General features: G+C 29.7%; 12 protein-coding genes. 1 reads left to right on the forward strand and 11 read right to left on the reverse strand.

Annotated elements, in window-relative coordinates:
* Positions 1-89: 89 nt before the first annotated feature.
* The 7 genes from NG904_RS04305 to glnA form a co-directional block, all read right to left on the reverse strand.
* Entirely contained in the window at positions 90-1,715 is a 1,626-nt protein-coding gene (locus NG904_RS04305; RefSeq protein ID WP_252230079.1) for a cell shape-determining protein, read from the reverse strand.
* A gap of 181 nt (positions 1,716-1,896) precedes the next feature.
* Entirely contained in the window at positions 1,897-2,199 is a 303-nt protein-coding gene (locus tag NG904_RS04310; protein ID WP_252212470.1) for a hypothetical protein, read from the reverse strand.
* Positions 2,200-2,320: 121 nt separating this feature from the next.
* Complete coding sequence (locus NG904_RS04315; RefSeq protein WP_252230081.1) at positions 2,321-3,748, reverse strand: APC family permease; 1,428 nt, start codon at positions 3,746-3,748, stop codon at positions 2,321-2,323.
* A 222-nt stretch (positions 3,749-3,970) separates the two neighbouring features.
* Positions 3,971-5,443 carry a glutamate synthase subunit beta gene (locus NG904_RS04320; protein WP_252230083.1) on the reverse strand — a complete coding sequence of 491 codons (1,473 nt, stop codon included), beginning with the start codon at positions 5,441-5,443 and terminating at the stop codon, positions 3,971-3,973.
* Between the two features lie 11 nt (positions 5,444-5,454).
* Positions 5,455-10,026 carry a glutamate synthase large subunit gene (gene gltB, locus NG904_RS04325; RefSeq protein WP_252230085.1) on the reverse strand — a complete coding sequence of 1,524 codons (4,572 nt, stop codon included), beginning with the start codon at positions 10,024-10,026 and terminating at the stop codon, positions 5,455-5,457.
* A gap of 126 nt (positions 10,027-10,152) precedes the next feature.
* Positions 10,153-10,713, reverse strand: a complete 561-nt coding sequence (locus NG904_RS04330) for an ANTAR domain-containing response regulator (protein ID WP_252230242.1) — start codon at positions 10,711-10,713, stop codon at positions 10,153-10,155.
* A 25-nt stretch (positions 10,714-10,738) separates the two neighbouring features.
* Positions 10,739-12,070, reverse strand: a complete 1,332-nt coding sequence (gene glnA, locus NG904_RS04335) for a type I glutamate--ammonia ligase (protein WP_252230087.1) — start codon at positions 12,068-12,070, stop codon at positions 10,739-10,741.
* A gap of 422 nt (positions 12,071-12,492) precedes the next feature.
* On the opposite strand from glnA, the gene NG904_RS04340 reads away from it, so the two are divergent.
* On the forward strand, positions 12,493-13,803 hold the full coding sequence (locus NG904_RS04340) for an aspartate kinase (protein ID WP_252230089.1): 1,311 nt from the start codon (positions 12,493-12,495) through the stop codon (positions 13,801-13,803).
* A 282-nt stretch (positions 13,804-14,085) separates the two neighbouring features.
* Here NG904_RS04340 and NG904_RS04345 read toward each other — a convergent pair whose 3' ends face one another.
* The 4 genes from NG904_RS04345 to glpK all read right to left on the reverse strand — a co-directional run bounded on the left by NG904_RS04345 (position 14,086) and on the right by glpK (position 18,784).
* On the reverse strand, positions 14,086-14,439 hold the full coding sequence (locus NG904_RS04345) for a DUF1667 domain-containing protein (RefSeq protein WP_205449259.1): 354 nt from the start codon (positions 14,437-14,439) through the stop codon (positions 14,086-14,088).
* A gap of 1 nt (position 14,440) precedes the next feature.
* Positions 14,441-15,694 carry an NAD(P)/FAD-dependent oxidoreductase gene (locus NG904_RS04350; protein ID WP_205449258.1) on the reverse strand — a complete coding sequence of 418 codons (1,254 nt, stop codon included), beginning with the start codon at positions 15,692-15,694 and terminating at the stop codon, positions 14,441-14,443.
* A 12-nt stretch (positions 15,695-15,706) separates the two neighbouring features.
* Positions 15,707-17,137 (reverse strand): NAD(P)/FAD-dependent oxidoreductase, encoded by a 1,431-nt coding sequence (locus NG904_RS04355; RefSeq protein ID WP_252230091.1) that lies wholly within the window; start codon positions 17,135-17,137, stop codon positions 15,707-15,709.
* A gap of 150 nt (positions 17,138-17,287) precedes the next feature.
* Positions 17,288-18,784 (reverse strand): glycerol kinase GlpK, encoded by a 1,497-nt coding sequence (gene glpK / locus NG904_RS04360; protein WP_252212477.1) that lies wholly within the window; start codon positions 18,782-18,784, stop codon positions 17,288-17,290.
* Positions 18,785-18,786: the final 2 nt, after the last annotated feature.

Consider the following 18,786-nt stretch of genomic DNA (forward strand, 5'->3'; position numbering starts at 1 on the left):
TGCTAAAACATAGCCTAAAACTAAAGTGTAATAAAAAAAAGCTATATTGCTTATCTTAGCAATATAGCTTAATTTTTTACAAATATAAATTACTCTTGAGTATTTTCTACTTCTTTATTTGTTTCAGTATTACTTAATGATACATTTTCAAAATAATTAGTTATTAAATACCTACTATTTCCAACATTAATATATTTTATAGAAACTGAATCACCTACATTTGTTAAAGCAATTTCTCTAGATGTTTCAGTTGAAATTGAAAATATATTATTTATTCCTTTTAATTTAACATCATATATACTTGTTCCTTCTTTAACAACAACACCAATTCTTTCAACTTCACCTAAAATAGTTTCTTCTTTATTTCCACCCTCTAAAGAAATATTAGTGTTAGTTAATCCCTCTAAATATTTATTAAGAGTTGATTGAAGCGTATCTCCAACACCGACTGTATTATAATTTTTCACATTAACCATAGCATATTGTTTTACGAGTCCACTTGAATCTTTTAGTGTCATAAAATATGTAGGTTCATTTTGAATATTTATTAAGTAAGGGAATGTAGCAGTATATCCATATTGTTGCACTTTACCCTCAGCAGATTTCATACTTGCATATTCTGTCGCTCCTGCCGTCTTATATAATTTAGTTTGACCATTTCTTGTATTTGTTAAAGTAAATCCTACTAAACTTTCATCACTTCCTACTGAAGTTATGCCTGTATAATAATAGCATGTATCATTATTATAAATAACATTCATACCAGAAGTTGATTTTAATTTATCTTTATCACTAAAGTTAAGAATTCCATGAACTAATTCTCCCCACTTATCTATATATCTTTTTATATATGTTGATGGTTGAATTCTATCTACCCAATTAGGTAAATTATCAATACCATACTTTTCCGATTCACCTGTTTGTGCATCTATTATTAATGCTCCGATTGCTTTTGTTTCTGCTATTCCAATAGCATTATCATATCTAGTTACAACCCAATAAGGCTTTCCACTATCATCTAATTCAAATGTATAATCTGTATGTCCAGCTTTCATGTCTCTAAAAAATGCAGCTCTTTTTAAATTGCTAAATAAATAAGACGAATCTAAATATTTTATTCTTAAATCTTTTCCATCTAATTGTGTTACTAATTGAACATCATTTTGATTTGTCGCACTTACCTTTATGTATCCAGCTGTACCCTCTCTATTAGTAAACCACTTAAACAATGAAGAATGTTCTAATGGTGCTACATAATATAATTCACCATCAATACTTTGTAAATCTAAAGTTCCAACATATACTTGACTACCAAGACTTGCAATTTCACCCAATTTTTTATCTGCTAATTTTTCCGCTAATTCTTTGTCTATAGTTGGTAATTGATTTAAATCTATATATTGTATCTCATTTGAAAAATCCACATCTTGAATACTCCCTATTAAATTTCTGTGAGCACTATAACTAATTATAGGACTGCATACCACTGCTAATATAATATATATGACTGCTACTGTTCCACCTGCCATAATAATCTTTTTATTTCTGTGAAGCACACCATATACTACTGAACATAATACAAATATTCCTATAATCAATACGGAATTTAAACTTAAATCAAAAATTAAATTATTAGTTAATAAAAGTACTATTCCTATACACATATATGCGCCTAATAATAATTTTAAAAAACTAAATGATTTTTTATTGTCCATTTTATCTCTCCACCTCATCTTTTATTATGGTTAATATTATATCATAATAAGTTTTTAAATACCACTTTTAAATTAAATAAGAAGAGATAAAAAATCTAGAAATTAGACTCTTTATCTCTACTTAAAAATATTAATGTAGAATTTCTATTAAAAATTTTATAAAAAAATAATTACTATAATCCTAATAATTATTTTTATCCTTATCTACCTCTTCATATTCAACATCAATTATATCGCCAACTAAATCATCATTTGAATCATATGTAAATTCTTTATTATTTTCATATACATTTTTATTTTTTCTTACATCTTCATTTAATTTATCTTTTCTTCCTTTAATAAATGATATTAACTTTATTAAAAGATAAGCTATTACTCCAACTAATAATATATATGGCAATATACTAAAAAATAATGATATTATTAAAATTATTATACATGTACTACCAATAAAGTACAGTATGTTTCTAAAATTGCCTCTCATAATATACTCCTTTGCAAGCTTTAATTTAATTTATATTATATAATATATTAAATTTATGTGCAATGCAATAAAAGATATTTTATATTCTATTAAGGGTTTTATATAAACTTATTATATATTTTTATTTATTTTTCCTACTTCTTGCCATACTAGGTAATATCAATCCTAGCCCTAATAATATGAACGGTGTAACTATATTAAGTACAAGTGTAAAAATCCACTCTGGAGAATAAGCCTCTACTCCATGTGGAAACATTCCCATTATACATGCAAATGCTGTAAATATAAAACACCATACACCTATTATTAAAGCAAATTTATCATTCTTAACAAATTTATAGCTAGAATTATATTTTTCACTAGCCTTCTTAATACCAATAAAAGCTAAAAATACCCATAAATATCTCATTGGCATTACAACCGCATTTAATCTTAAAAGCCAGTTAAATAAATCAGTCATATTGCCGATTCCCAAAACTGGAACAATTATCAATATTCCTACTAATACAGCGGTCATTATGTAGCCATTTACAGGCACACCTTTATCATTTATCTTACTTAAAGATTTTGGAACAAAATTATCATCTGCATCTCCTAATAATACTTTTAAAGGTGCATCAATAGATACAACTAAAGCTGATATTTGAGCTATCATATTAGCTAATGCATATAAAATTAATAATGAATTGCCTAATCCATAATACTCTCCTAGTTTTTTAAATGCATAATATTGTCCATTCATCATAAGATCTTTCGGTATATTATTTGCATCAAACATTATTGCCATAGCTATAGAACCTAATATAGCTGATATTGTTACCATAATAGCTAAAACTATCATTCCTCTAGGAAATTCCTTTTTAGAATTTTTAGTATTATTAACATATGGAGATATTTTTTCTGCTCCACCTACTGCAAATACTAGCATTGATAATGTTGTAAAATATGAAAAATTAAAATTAGGCATTAATGCTTTAACTGATAAATCTGTTGTCGCAATTTTAACTCCTCTTAATGCAGGCGCTGTAATAACTAACAAAATATATAACAATGACATTATAAAAATCGAAGTTCCTGCTATTGTTCCTATTCTATTTAATGACTTAATTCCTTTTGATGCCACCCATAAGAAAAGGAAAAATATCAATAGAGTTATACTTTGAGCTACTAAAGGAACCATATCTTTTAATAAAGTTCCATCACCTTTAATTACCCATCCTAATGCTATTAAAACAGCTTGTGGCTTTTGAGCCAAATATGGAATATGTACTACCCAATAAGTCCATCCTGCTAAATACGCTAATTTAACTCCATAAGTTGATCTTATCCATGAACTTACACCACCTTTTTCCTCTTTAAAAATTGTTCCTAATTCACCAACCATTAAAGCGTATGGTATAAAATATAATCCTATAATTAATATCCAAGAAACTATAACTTGTAATCCTTGATTTGCAAAGTTATTAACAACATTTCCAAATCCCCAAACAGATACAAAAGATATTAGGGCCAGATTATACCACCTGAGTTGTTTATGTTCATTTTCCATCTTTCATCCTCCTGTTAGTTTTTTTAAGCTTAAGATAATGAAATTTGATATGAAGAGTATAATTTTTATAATACTATAAATTCAAATAATATTAAAACACCTCTATAGTATTCTTTTATTATTTGATAATATTTATGTAAGTTTTTGTTGAAAATTAAGAAAAAAAGTAGTATTAGTTTTAACAAATTAAACTAATACTACTTGAAATTTTATTATATTAAATTATTTTCTTAAGAATTCATTTACTTTTAATCCACTATTTATGCCTTCACTAATAGCTGTAACAACTAATGATTGACCTATTCTAGCATCTCCAGTTGCAAATACTTTAGGAATATTAGTTTTAAAATCTATTGAATTTGCATTTATATTGTTTCTTGGATCAAATTCTATTTTAAATTCTTCTTTTATATAATCTTCTGATCCTGTAAATCCCATAGCAAGTAAAATTAAATCAGCTTCATAAGTTTTTTCTGTCCCTCTAACTGTAATTGGAGACATTCTTCCTTCATCATCTTTTTTCCATTCTACTTTTACAGTATCAACGCTTATAATATTACCCTCATTATCTACATTAATTCCTGTAATTGTAGTTAAATATTCTCTTGGGTCTTTTCCATATAAATCAATAAATTCTTCTTGGCCATAATCAACTTTTAATACTTTAGGCCATTCTGGCCAAGGATTATTTTCATTTCTTTCATTTGATGGTTTAGACATTATTTCAAGTTGAACTAATGATTTACATCCATGTCTAAGGCAAGTTCCAACACAGTCAGTTCCTGTATCTCCTCCACCTATTACAATTACATTCTTGTCTTTTGCACATATATAATTATTATCTTCATGATTAGAATCTAAAAAGCTTTTAGTATTTGCTTTTAAAAAGTCTACTGCAAAATGAATGCCTTTAGCTTTATCTCTTCCGTCAACATTTAAATCTCTTGCATTAGATGCTCCTGTAGCTAAAATAATTGCATCATACTCTTCAATTAAATCATTAGCATTATAATTTTCTCCAACATTTGCATTAGTTATAAATTTTATACCCTCTTCTGCCATGATTCTAATTCTTCTTAAAATTACTTCTTTATCAAGTTTCATATTAGGAATTCCGTACATTAATAATCCACCTGGTCTATCATTTCTTTCATAAACTGTAACTTTGTGACCGCACTTATTTAATGTATTGGCTGCTGCAAGTCCTGCTGGACCTGAACCTATTATAGCTACTTTTTTCCCTGTTCTTTTTATTGGTGCATTAGCTACAACTTTGCCATTATTAAATGCAGTGTCAATAATAGCTCTCTCATTTTCTTTTATAGTAACTGCTGGACCATTTAATCCTACTGTGCAACCTGCTTCGCAAGGAGCTGGACAAACTCTACCTGTAAATTCAGGAAAAGGATTTGTTTTGCTTAATCTTTCATATGCCAAATCCCATTTCCCCTTATATACTAGGTCATTCCATTCAGGAATTAAGTTGTGAAGAGGACAACCTGAAACCATTCCTGAAAATAATGTACCTGATTGACAAAATGGTACACCGCAATCCATGCATCTAGCACCTTGAATAGATTGCTTTTCTAAAGAAAGACTTTTATGAAATTCATCATAATCCTTTAACCTTTCCTTTGGTTCTCTATTTAAACCTACTTCTCTGTCATATTCTAAAAAACCAGTTGGTTTACCCACATTTAAGCCCCCTATCTTCCTTTTATTTCTTGGAATGTTTTTATTAAAGCTTCCTCTTCTTTAAATCCAAGATTCTTATACTTTTCTACTGCTTTCAATACCTTTTTATAATCTTTAGGTATTACCTTTATGAAATTAGATTTGTCATTTTCAAAGTTAGATAATATTTTATTACCCTTAGAAGATCCTGTAACTTCAACATGTTCTTCTAATAAATCTTTTAAATCTTCTTCATCTTCTAAACTTAATTCTTCTAAAAGAATCATTTCTTCATTTATATTAATCTTAAAATTGTCATCTTCTTTATAAAGATAAGCAACTCCTCCACTCATTCCTGCTGCAAAATTGATTCCTGTCTTTCCTAATACAACAACCTTTCCTCCAGTCATGTATTCACACCCATGTGCTCCAACGCCTTCAACAACAGCTGTTGCGCCTGAATTTCTTACACAAAATCTTTCACCTGCAATACCATTTATAAACACCTTACCTGATGTTGCACCATATAAGGCAACATTTCCAATAAGTATATTTTCTTCTGCTATAAAAGTAGCTTTCTTGGGTGGATATACTATAAGCTTACCGCCTGATAATCCTTTTCCAAAATAATCATTAGCGTCACCTTCAACTTCAAACGTTAATCCCTTTGGAATAAATGAACCAAAGCTTTGACCTGCTCCACCATTACATTTGATAACTATACTATCTTCTGGTAATCCCTTATTTCCATTTACTTTTGTTATTTCAGATCCAAGTATTGTTCCAAGAGTTCTATCAGTATTTGTTATATCTACTTCAAATCTTATATTTCCATTACCATTTATAGCATCTTTACACTTTTTAACAAACATTGTTTTATCTATTACTTCATTTAATTTATGATCAGATTTGTTTGCTTCATCAAATTTAATAACTTTACCTTTAAATTTATCTGGAGTATAAAGTATAGAACTCAAGTCAATATTTTTAGCTTTCCAGCCATGTATATTTTCTTTTTGTTTTAATCTATCTACTCTACCTATCATTTCATCAATTTTTCTAAATCCAAGTTTTGCCATGATTTCTCTTAATTCCTGTGCTATAAAGTACATAAAATTAACTACATATTCTGGCTTTCCTTTAAATCTTTTTCTAAGCTCTTCATTTTGTGTTGCTATTCCTACAGGGCAAGTATCTAAATTACAAACTCTCATCATAACACATCCAAGTGATACTAAAGGTGCTGTTGCAAATCCAAATTCCTCAGCTCCAAGAAGCGCTGCAATTGCAACATCTCTGCCTGTCATAAGCTTTCCATCAACCTCTACTGTTACTCTGTCTCTTAATTCATTAATTAACAATGTTTGATGTGCTTCTGCAAGTCCAAGCTCCCATGGAAGTCCTGCATTTTTTATTGAATTCTTAGGTGATGCCCCCGTTCCTCCATCATATCCTGAAATCAATATTACATCAGCTCCACCTTTAGCAACTCCAGCTGCAACTGTTCCTACTCCACATTCTGAAACTAATTTAACAGATATTCTTGCATCCATATTTGCATTTTTCAAATCATAAATTAATTGTGCTAAATCTTCTATTGAATATATATCATGGTGTGGTGGTGGTGATATAAGTCCTACACCAGTAGTTGAGTGTCTAGTCTTAGCAACCCATGGATAAACTTTAGTAGCTGGTAATTGACCACCTTCACCTGGTTTTGCTCCTTGCGCAAGTTTTATTTGAAGTTCATCAGCATTTACTAAATATTCAGATGTAACACCAAATCTACCAGAAGCAATTTGTTTTATTGAAGACCTTCTTGAATCTCCATTTTTATCTACAATCCATCTTTCGCTATCTTCTCCACCTTCACCAGTATTAGATTTTCCGCCAACTCTATTCATTGCAATAGCTAATGCTTCATGAGCTTCTTTGGAAATTGATCCATAAGACATAGCTCCTGTTTTAAATCTTTTAACTATTTCAGAAACAGATTCTACTTCATCTAATGGAATTTCTGATGAATTATAATTAAACTCTAATAATCCTCTTAATGTTATTTCTGCTTCTTCATCATTAATTAAGGATGCATATTCTTTAAATAATTCATAATCTCCAGTTTTAGTAGCTTTTTGTAACTTATGTATGGTATTAGGATTATATAAATGTTCTTCTTTTTCTTCTCCTGATCTTAACTTTTCATATCCTGGTGAATCTAATTGAAAATCTGCTGCATAAGTTTTATCTTTAAAAGCTTTTTCATGGTTTATTTCAGCTTCTTTTTGAATTTCCTCTAAACCTATTCCACCAATTCTACTTACTGTATTAGTAAAATATCTATCTATAACTTCTTTACCAATACCTACTGCTTCAAATATTTGAGCTCCTTGATAAGATTGAATTGTTGATATTCCCATTTTAGAAAGTATCTTAATTATTCCTTTAACCACTGCTTTATTATAATTATAAACAGCCTTGTCATATTCAACTTCAAGTAATCCATCTTCACTAAGTGATCTTAAAGATTCATATGCCATATATGGATTTACAGCTGATGCTCCAAAACCAATTAATGTTGCAAAATGATGAATTTCTCTTGATTCTCCACTTTCAAGTATTAACCCTACCGATGTTCTAGTACCCTTTTTAACTAAATATTGATGAAGTGCTGAAACTGCAAGTAATGATGGTATTGGTACTTTAGTTGAGCATACATTTCTATCAGATAATACAAGTAAAGTATATCCTTTTTCATAGGCTTCTTGTGCTTTATCAAACATTTCATCTATGGCATCTTCTAAAGAATTTCCCTTATCAAATACTATATCTATAACCTTTGTTTTTAAATCTCCCTTATTAAGTGCTTTTATTTTTGATAATTCTTCGTTAGTTATTATTGGAGATTCAAGCTTAAGTAACTCACAATTTGAAGATTTATCTTCTAAAATATTTCCTTCTGGTCCTAAATAAATATTAGACGCTGTAACTATCTCTTCTCTTATTGCATCTATAGGTGGATTAGTTACTTGTGCAAATAGTTGTTTAAAATAATTAAACAAAGGTTGTGCTTCTTTAGATAATGGAGCAATTGGAACGTCTATCCCCATTGCGGCAAGTGGTTCTGCACCATTTTCAGCCATAGGGAGAATAGTTGTTTTTACTTCTTCATAAGTATATCCAAAAGTCTTTTCTAATCTTTTTCTTGTATCCTTGTCATACTCTATTTTCAAAGTCTTTCTATCATTAATTTTATCTAAAGTAACTAATTTCTCTTCAAGCCATTCCCCGTAAGGATGTTCTGTAGCATAAGTATGCTTTAGTTCTTCATCATCAATAACTTCTTTTTTAACTGTATCAACAATAAGCATTCTTCCCGGTCTTAATCTATCTTTTTTCTCAATTATCTCTGATGGAATATCTAATGCTCCAACTTCTGAAGATAAAATCAATCTTCTATCTTTAGTTATATAATATCTTGATGGTCTTAAACCATTTCTATCTAATACGGCCCCTACTTTTTCGCCATCAGTAAACACTATTGCAGCAGGCCCATCCCACGGTTCCATTAATGTAGCATTATATTCATAAAATGCCTTTTTCTCTTTACTCATAGTTTTACTTTTTTGCCATGGTTCTGGAATTGCCATCATTACAGCTCTAGTTAGATCCATTCCATTCATATATAAAAATTCCAAATTATTATCTAAAATTGCTGAATCTGATCCTTCTTTATTTATAATAGGAAGTACCCTAATTAAATCTTTTCCAAGTGCTCTTGATTTTACATTAGTTTCTCTTGAATAAACCTTATTTACATTCCCTCTTAATGTATTTATTTCACCATTATGAATCATAAATCTGTTAGGATGAGCTCTTTCCCAGCTTGGGAATGTATTAGTACTATATCTAGAATGTACTAATGCAAGTGATGTTTCTACTCTCTCATCTTCTAAATCTTTATAAAATTCCCTCAATTGAGTAGATAATAACATTCCTTTATATACTATTGTCTTTGATGAAAAAGAAGCTATATAAAAAACTTCATTTAAGAATTTACTTATCCAAGTAGCTCTTTTTTCTATATTTCTTCTAACAATATATAATTTTCTTTCAAATGCAATTCCTTTTTTAGTTCCAACTCTTTTTACGAAAATTTGTTTTATTACAGGCATAGCTTCTAACGATGCTTTACCTAAAATTGAAGGATTACTTGGAACATCTCTCCATCCTATTACTTCTAATCCTTCTTCTTTACATATATCTTCAATAAGGCTTTCTGCTTCTTTTCTTGCTTTCTCTTCTTGAGGTAAAAAAATCATACCAACAGCATAATCACCTTCATTACCTAAAACAATGCCTTTTGATTTTAGCTCTTCAGTAAAAAAATTATGGGGTATATTTAATAGAACACCTGCACCATCACCTGTATTTTCATCAGCACCAGTTCCACCTCTATGTTTTAATTTTTCTAATATAGTTAAACAATCTGATAAAATATCATGGGATTTTTCGCCATCAATATTTACAATTGTACCAATGCCACAAGCATCATGTTCAAAACATGGATTATATAACCCTTGCTTTTTAGGAATAAATTTTTCCATTTGCGTTCCTCCTTACAATAATATATTTATGAGTAGCAAAATAACGAGTAAAAATACCTTTTTTCGATATTATTACTCGTATATTTTACTACAATAAGTGATTTTGTACAGCTTAATTAAAAAAAATTATAAATTATTCTCTAATATTAGAGCAGCAACGTCACTCATTTTTTTTCCTAAATTCATACTTAATTTTTGAATATATCTAAAAGCTTCATTTTCACTCATATTTTTATCTTCCATGATATTTCCCTTAGCTTTCTCAATTAACTTTCTATCTTCTAATGTATTTTCTAAATTTTGCACTTGTTGTTGCAATTTTAATATTCTTTTCTTTCCTTGAAATATAATATCAATAGAATTCTTTAAAAGTACATTAGAAATTTTGGTTCCTATACAATATATATCAGTATCTTCTTCTATAAAAGAACGATAGGGTTCATTAACTAATGCTAAAAAACTTGTAAAATCATATATTGCTTCATATACATCTAGTAAACTCATATCCTTAAATTTATAACCTACTAAAACCAAATCTGGTGAATATTGCATAACTATTCTGATTAATTCATTTCCTGATGTACATAAGGCTAAAACATCATACTCTTCTTGCATCAATAAACATTTTAGCTTCTTATTAGTTTCCATATTACTTAATGCTATAATTATTTTGCCTCGAGATTCCATCATCGCAACCCCACCTTAAACTTTACTAATATTTATTAAGATAATTTTCTATTTCCCAATCATGAACTTTAGTTCTATAATCATCCCATTCAGCAGCTTTAGCTGAAACATAAGTCTTATATATATGTTCTCCTAAAGCTTCTTTTGCAAGATTACTTTCTTTCATAAAATTAACTGCCTCATATAAATTATTTGGTAAATTATCTATTCCTTCAGCTTTTCTTTCCTCATCGTTCATAGCAAAGATATTTGCCTCTATTCCTGCTGGTGGTTGTAAATTATTTTTAATTCCATCTAATCCTGCTTGTAAAAGACATGCTAATACTAAATATGGATTTGAACTTGGATCTGGACATCTTAATTCTACTCTAGTTCCTGCTCCCCTAGCTGCTGGAACCCTAATTAATGCTGTTCTATTTTTACATGACCAAGCTAAATAAACAGGTGCTTCATATCCTGGTACTAATCTCTTATATGAATTAACTAATGGATTTGTTACTGCTGTAAGACCTTTTATGTTTTTTAATAAACCTGCTATAAAATTATATGCTATTTTACTTAATCCATTTGGATCATTTTCATCAACAAATACATTGTTACCATCTTTAAATAATGACATATTAACATGCATTCCTGAACCATTAATTCCAAAAACAGGTTTAGGCATAAAAGACGCATACAATCCATGTTTTTGTGCTATTGCCTTAACTACTAATTTAAATGTCATTATATTATCTGCAGTACTTAATGCATCTCCATATTTAAAATCTATTTCATTTTGTCCTTCTGCAACTTCATGGTGAGAAGCTTCTATTTCAAATCCCATATCTTCTAACACTAAAGTCATATCTCTTCTAGCATTTTCTCCTAAATCCGTAGGTGCTAAATCAAAATATCCAGCACTATCTTGTGTTTTTGTTGTTGGTTTGCCATATTCATCAGTTTCAAATAAAAAGAATTCACATTCTGGACCAACATTCATCTCATATCCAAGTTTAGCTGCTTCTGAAATAGCCTTCTTTAATATATATCTTGGATCTCCTTCAAATGGTGTGCCATCTGGTTTATATACATCACATATTAATCTTGCAACTTTACCTTGTTGAGGTCTCCATGGAAATATTACAAAACTATCTAGATTTGGTCTCAAGTTCATATCAGATTCTTCAATTCTAACAAATCCATCAATAGATGATCCATCAAACATACATTCATTATTTAGTGCTTTTTCCAATTGCCTATCTGTTATTGCTACATTTTTTAATGCTCCAAACATATCAGTGAACTGTAATCTTATAAATCTAACCCCATTTTCCTTTACTAAGTTCATGATATCTTCTTTATTGTATTTTGCCATTTCTAATTCCCCCTTTAAGTAAAAAAGGCGAACAATGGATATATCAATATATCCATTGAACGCCTTTGTCCAATAATTTTATTGATATCATTATATATGATATTCTTATATAACTCAAGATTTTTTTATATTTTTTGATTTTTTCCTAATATATATATATTAAATAATTAATTTTATTAATATTTTTATACTTAAATGTCAATTCTATTAAGTAAGAACTTATTTATAATATTTTATATAACCTTTTTTATTATTCAATAATTATATATATTTATATACAAAATTGTTGAATATTGAATAATAAATTGTTACAATTTATTATGTATAAAATTATATAAATAAACATAAATTTGATACTCTTATATAAGTAATATAAGTAAGTTATCAAAATATATACTTTATTTTTTGGGGGGCTATAAAAAATGAATACTATTATAACAAAATTTGGCGGAAGTTCATTAGCTGATGCTGTACAATTTAGAAAAGTGAAAAGCATAATCACATCTAATAAAGCTAGAAAATATATTGTACCATCTGCACCTGGAAAAAGAACTTCTAAAGATTCTAAAATCACTGATTTACTATACCTTTGTCATGCACACATCAATGCAGGCATATCTTTAGACGATGTTTTTAATCATATTAAAAACAGATATATTGGAATAGTAACAGATTTAGAATTAGATCTTAATATCAAATCTCACTTAGACATTATAAAAAAGGATTTAGAAGAGGGGGCTTCTAGTGATTATGCAGCTAGCAGAGGGGAATATTTAAATGCTCTAATTCTTAGCAATTATTTAGGATTTGAATTTGTTGATGCTAAAGATGTAATTAAATTTAATACTGACGGGTGTTTAAATTATGATGAAACATTAAGATTATTAAAAGAAAAACTTTCATCAATTGACAAAGCTGTTATTCCAGGATTTTATGGTTCTGATAACAATGGAAATATAGTAACTTTTTCAAGAGGTGGATCAGATGTTACTGGCGCTTTAGTTACTGCAAGTTTAAATGCTGATCTTTATGAAAATTGGACGGATGTTTCTGGATTTCTAATGGCTGATCCTAGAATAATATCTAATCCAAAACCTATAAGCACAATAACTTATACTGAGCTTAGAGAGCTTTCTTATATGGGTGCTTCTGTTTTACATGAAGAAGCTATTTTCCCTGTAAGAAAAGCAGGTATTCCAATTAATATAAAAAATACTAACAAACCAGAAGATAACGGAACATTTATAGTAGAGGACTCTTTAAGTGAAGATTTACAAACTATAACTGGTATAGCTGGTAAAAAAAATTTTACTGTAATTTCAATTGCAAAAGCTCTTATGAATTCTGAATTAGGTTTTTGTAGAAAATTACTATCAATACTTGAACAGCATAATGTTTCATTTGAAAACATGCCTTCTGGTATAGATACTGTTTGTTTAGTAATTTCAGATTCTCAGTTAAAAAATAAAACTTCTTTAATTGTTGAAGAAATTAAAAAAACTTGTAATCCTGACACAATAGAAGTTCATCCTAACATGGCCTTAATAGCTACTGTTGGTAAAGGTATGGCTAAACAAAAAGGTGTAGCATCAAAAGTATTTACTGCTTTATCAGAAGCTAATGTAAATATAAGAATGATTGACCAAGGATCTAGTGAAATCAACATATTAGTTGGTATAGAAAATGATAGTTTTGAAAAAGCCATAACTGCTATTTATAATGCTTTTAATTAATATTCAACGCAATTTTAAAACAATATTTAATATTATAGTATAAATAGATTGATAGTTATCAGGATAATGATCCTTTTGCAAAAAATCACTTTAAGAGATATAACAATAAAACTAATATAAAAAAATGGATTCGTAATTTATACGAATCCATTTTTTATATTATAAAACATAATTTTAAAATATGATATGCCTAGTATATCATATATTAACATTTTTAAACATATACCTGAAAATAAAAAATAAAATAGTGCACCAAATTTTGGTGCACTATTTGTGTTAATATTAGATTGCTTTCATATTTCTAGCAGCTACAATATCAACGCCTGTTCCTAATACATCTTTAACTATAACATCTCCAATTTTAACTGGTGCTTGTAATTCTACTCCAGATAAAACTTCCATGCATTTGAAGTTAAGACCCTTTGGAATTGCTCCATTAGTTTTTACTGGTATAACTGGAAGTTGTCCTCCCTTTACTTTAACAGTTGAAGTTATTACTCTAACTGGGTGAGTAACTTCGTTTATACCGTATTCTGCACCTCTTTTACAAGTGTTACCTGTTACAGTATTATTTTCTGCGTCTACTTTTAAATGACAACCCATTGGGCAGCTTATACAAATTAATTCTTTTATCATCTTATTCACCATCCTCTAATGATATTGTAATATCACCTTTAACTTTTTCTAATAAAGGCTTACTTAAAATAACCTTTTCCATTTCTGATGGTGCTAAGTGAGCTCTCTTAAACTTAGCAATTTCTTCACCATTACATCTTACAACTAAAGCCTTATTATGATAAATGTTATTAACTCTCATGAATATAGTTAATTTATCGTCTACTGCTTCTACATCAAGTTTTTGAGGTACTGTATAATTAACATTTTGTCCATTAATTATATTTACATAACTACCTTTTTTAAGTTCTTTCTTAATGTATTTAGCAGCTGCTTGACCAGCATGTTTTGATTCTTGAGTAACAAAGTCAACTAAGTCATGAACGTGTACTACATTACCACAAGCAAATACTCCATCCATTGAAGTTTCCATGTTTTCTGTTACTATTAAACCATTAGTTCTGTTATCTTTTTGAATACCAGCATTTGTTGATAATTCATTTTCTGGGATAAGACCTACTGATAATAATAATGTATCAACAGTAAATTCTTTTTCAGTTCCTTTAATTGGTTTTCTGTCTGGACCAACTTCAGCAATTACAACTTTTTCTACTCTTGTATCTCCTACTATATCAATTATAGTGTGTGATAAGTATAGAGGAATATCATAATCATTTAAACATTGAACAATGTTTCTGTTTAATCCATTAGAATATGGACATAATTCAACAACAGCTTTAACCTTAGCACCTTCAAGTGTCATTCTTCTAGCCATTATTAATCCGATATCTCCAGATCCAAGTATTAATACTTCTTTACCTGGCATATATCCTTCCATGTTTATATATCTTTGAGCAGCACCTGCTGTGAATACACCTGCTGGTCTGTCTCCAGGAGTATTTATAGCTCCTCTAGTTCTTTCTCTACAACCCATTGCAAGAATTACTGCATTTGTTTTTAAAGTCATGTAGCCTTCTTCTGAATTCATTGCATGTACAGTTTTGTCTTCATCTATATTTAATACCATTGTATCTAATTTAACTTCTACATCTGTATCTTGTAGCATATCAATAAATCTGCTTGCATATTCAGGACCTGTTAATTCTTCTTTGAAAGTGTGAAGCCCAAATCCATTATGTATGCATTGATTTAGGATTCCTCCAAGTTCTTTGTCTCTTTCTAATATTAATATCTTCTTGATTCCATTAGTATATGCTTCGTGTGCTGCTGCAAGTCCTGCTGGACCTCCACCAATTACTATTAATTCATAACTCATAATTAAAGCCTCCTACTTAGTTTTTCCTGTTAAAATGTAAGAACCGTCTTTTTCTTGTACTACTTCTTCTAATTTAACACCACATTCTCTTGCTATTATTTCTTGAACTCTTGGTCCACAGAATCCGCCTTGGCATCTTCCCATTCCTGGTCTACATCTTCTCTTAACACCGTCTAGAGAAAGTGTTCCAAATGATCTCTTTATAGAATCAACGATTTCACCTTCAGTGATGCTTTCACATCTACAGATCATTCTACCGTATTGTGGGTTTTTCTTAATCATTTCAGCTTTTTCTTCAGCTGATAATTCCATAAAGTGAACTTGATGTCTCTTAGCTATGAAGTTATCTTTCTTAGTTAATTTAAGACCTGCATTACCTAATATTTCAACTACTGCTTCAGCTACAGCTGGAGCTGAAGTTAATCCTGGTGATTTCATACCAGCAGCATCAACGAATCCTTTAACTTCATCATTTTCTTCAATTATGAAGTCTCCTGTACTTGGTGTTGCTCTTAAACCTGCAAAGTTTCTTATGCTTTCTCTGAAATTAATCTTTGTAGTAGTATGCATAGCAGATTCTCTTATAGCGTCTAATCCTTCACCATTTGTTCCTAAATCTTCTTTATCTTCGATATCTATAGCATCTGGTCCTATGATAAGGTTACCATGTATTGTTGGACTAACTAATATACCTTTACCCATTTTAGAAGGACAAGGGAATATTGTATGAGATACTATTTTACCTTGAGATTTATCCATTACATAATATTCACCAGTTCTTGGAGTAATATTAAATGTTTCTTTACAAATCATATTGTGTACTTTATCTGCGAAAAGACCAGCAGCATTTACTATATATTTAGCTTCTACTTTTTCTCCATCAGTAGTTTCTATTATAAATATTCCATTTTCTTTTTTGATTGAAGAAACTTCTTTTTTAAGTTTAATTTCTCCACCATTAGTTACACCGTTTTCACATAATGCAATTGTAAATTCAAACGGTCCAACTATTCCACCAGTTGGTGCATATAAAGCTCCATGAACTTCATCTGTAAGATTTGGTTCCATTTTTAATAATTCTTCTTTATCTATAACTCTTAGGTTTCTAACACCTATTTTAGTACCATTTTCACAAAGATCTCTTACTGTTTGCATTTCTTCTTCTGAATGAGCTACAACTAATGAACCATTTCTTTTAAATGGAACATCTAACTCTTTACAAAGATCTTCATACATTTCATTTCCTTTTACATTGTACTTAGCCATTAAAGTACCTATCTTTGGATCGAATCCAGCATGTACTATTGCTGAGTTAGCCTTTGAAGTACCCATTGATACATCCTTTTCTTTCTCTAAAACAGCTACTTTTAAGTTATATTTAGTTAATTCTCTAAATATAGAAGCTCCAATGACACCAGCTCCAATTATTGCTACATCATACATATTTTATCCTCCTTTTATATAACAAAAGAGCCAATCACAAACACAAATTACAAATAACAAGTAATCTGTCTTTGTGCTTGACTCTAATTCTCTAAGCACTTTTTATTTACTTTATATTTATATAATAACATAAATGTTTAGGTTTGTCTACTATTCTGCCCAACCTTTAACTCTTGAAACTGCATTTTTCCATCCTTTGTTTAGCTTTTCTCTCTTAGCACTTTCAAAAGTTGGTCCATAGCTCTTACTAACAGCCCATTTAGTTGCAATTTCTTCTTTAGATTCCCAGAATCCAACTGCAAGACCTGCTAAGTAAGCAGCTCCTAAAGCTGTAGTTTCAGTGATGATTGGTCTAAGAACTTGAGTATTTGAAATATCAGCTTGGAATTGCATTAATAAATCATTTCTACTAGCTCCTCCATCAACTCTAAGTGATGCTAATTTACATCCAGCATCTTCTGCCATAGCAGTTAATAAATCATTAGTTTGATAAGCTATTGACTCTAATGCTGCTCTAATTATATGATTTCTATTAGCTCCTCTAGTTAATCCAAAGATAGCTCCTCTAGCATACATATCCCAATATGGTGCTCCTAGTCCAACGAATGCTGGTACTACATAAACCCCACCATTATCTTCTACTTTTTTAGCAAAATATTCTGAATCTGCTGCATCATGGATGAATTGAAGTTCATCTCTTATCCATTGAATTACAGCTCCACCAACGAATACTGATCCTTCTAACGCATATTCAACTTTATCATTTATACCAACAGCAATTGTAGTTACAAGACCATTTTTGCTAAGAACCATATCTTCGCCTGTATTCATAAGTAAGAAACAACCAGTTCCGTAAGTGTTTTTAGCACTACCTTTTTCGAAACAAGTTTGTCCAAATAATGCACATTGTTGATCTCCAGCCATACCAGATATTGGAACTCTAACGCCACCAACGCCGCCAAGGTTAGTATGACCATAAACTTCTGAAGAATTCTTAACTTCTGGTAACATAGAAGTTGGTATTCCTAGTTTATTGATGATTTTTTCATCCCATCTTAATTCTTTTATATTGTATAGCATAGTTCTAGAAGCATTAGTGTAGTCGGTTACATGAACCTTACCATTTGTTAACTTCCAAACTAACCATGTATCAACTGTACCAAATAATAAATCGCCTTTTTCAGCTTTTTCTCTTGCGCCTTCAACATTATCTAAAATCCATTTAATTTTAGTTCCTGAGAAGTAAGCATCTAATAATAATCCTGTATTTGCTTTTACATATTCAGCAAATTCTTCGTCTTTCTTTAATTCATCTACTATACCAGCAGTTCTTCTACATTGCCATACTATAGCATTGTAAACTGGTTCCCCAGTATTTTTATCCCATACAATTGTAGTTTCTCTTTGATTTGTTATACCTATAGCTGCTATTTCATCAGCCGTAATGTTAGTTTTTGCTAATACTTCTTGAAGTACTCCATATTGGCTTGACCATATTTCTAGCGGATTATGTTCTACCCAACCTTCATGTGGATATATTTGTGTAAACTCTTTTTGGCTTACACCTACAATATTTTGTTCCTTGTCGAAAATAATAGCTCTTGAACTTGTAGTTCCTTGATCTAACGCTACAACATATTTACCCATTT

It is taken from the genome of Clostridium sp. ZBS15, assembly GCF_023845705.1.
In the GTDB taxonomy this organism is placed as follows: domain Bacteria; phylum Bacillota; class Clostridia; order Clostridiales; family Clostridiaceae; genus Clostridium; species Clostridium aquiflavi.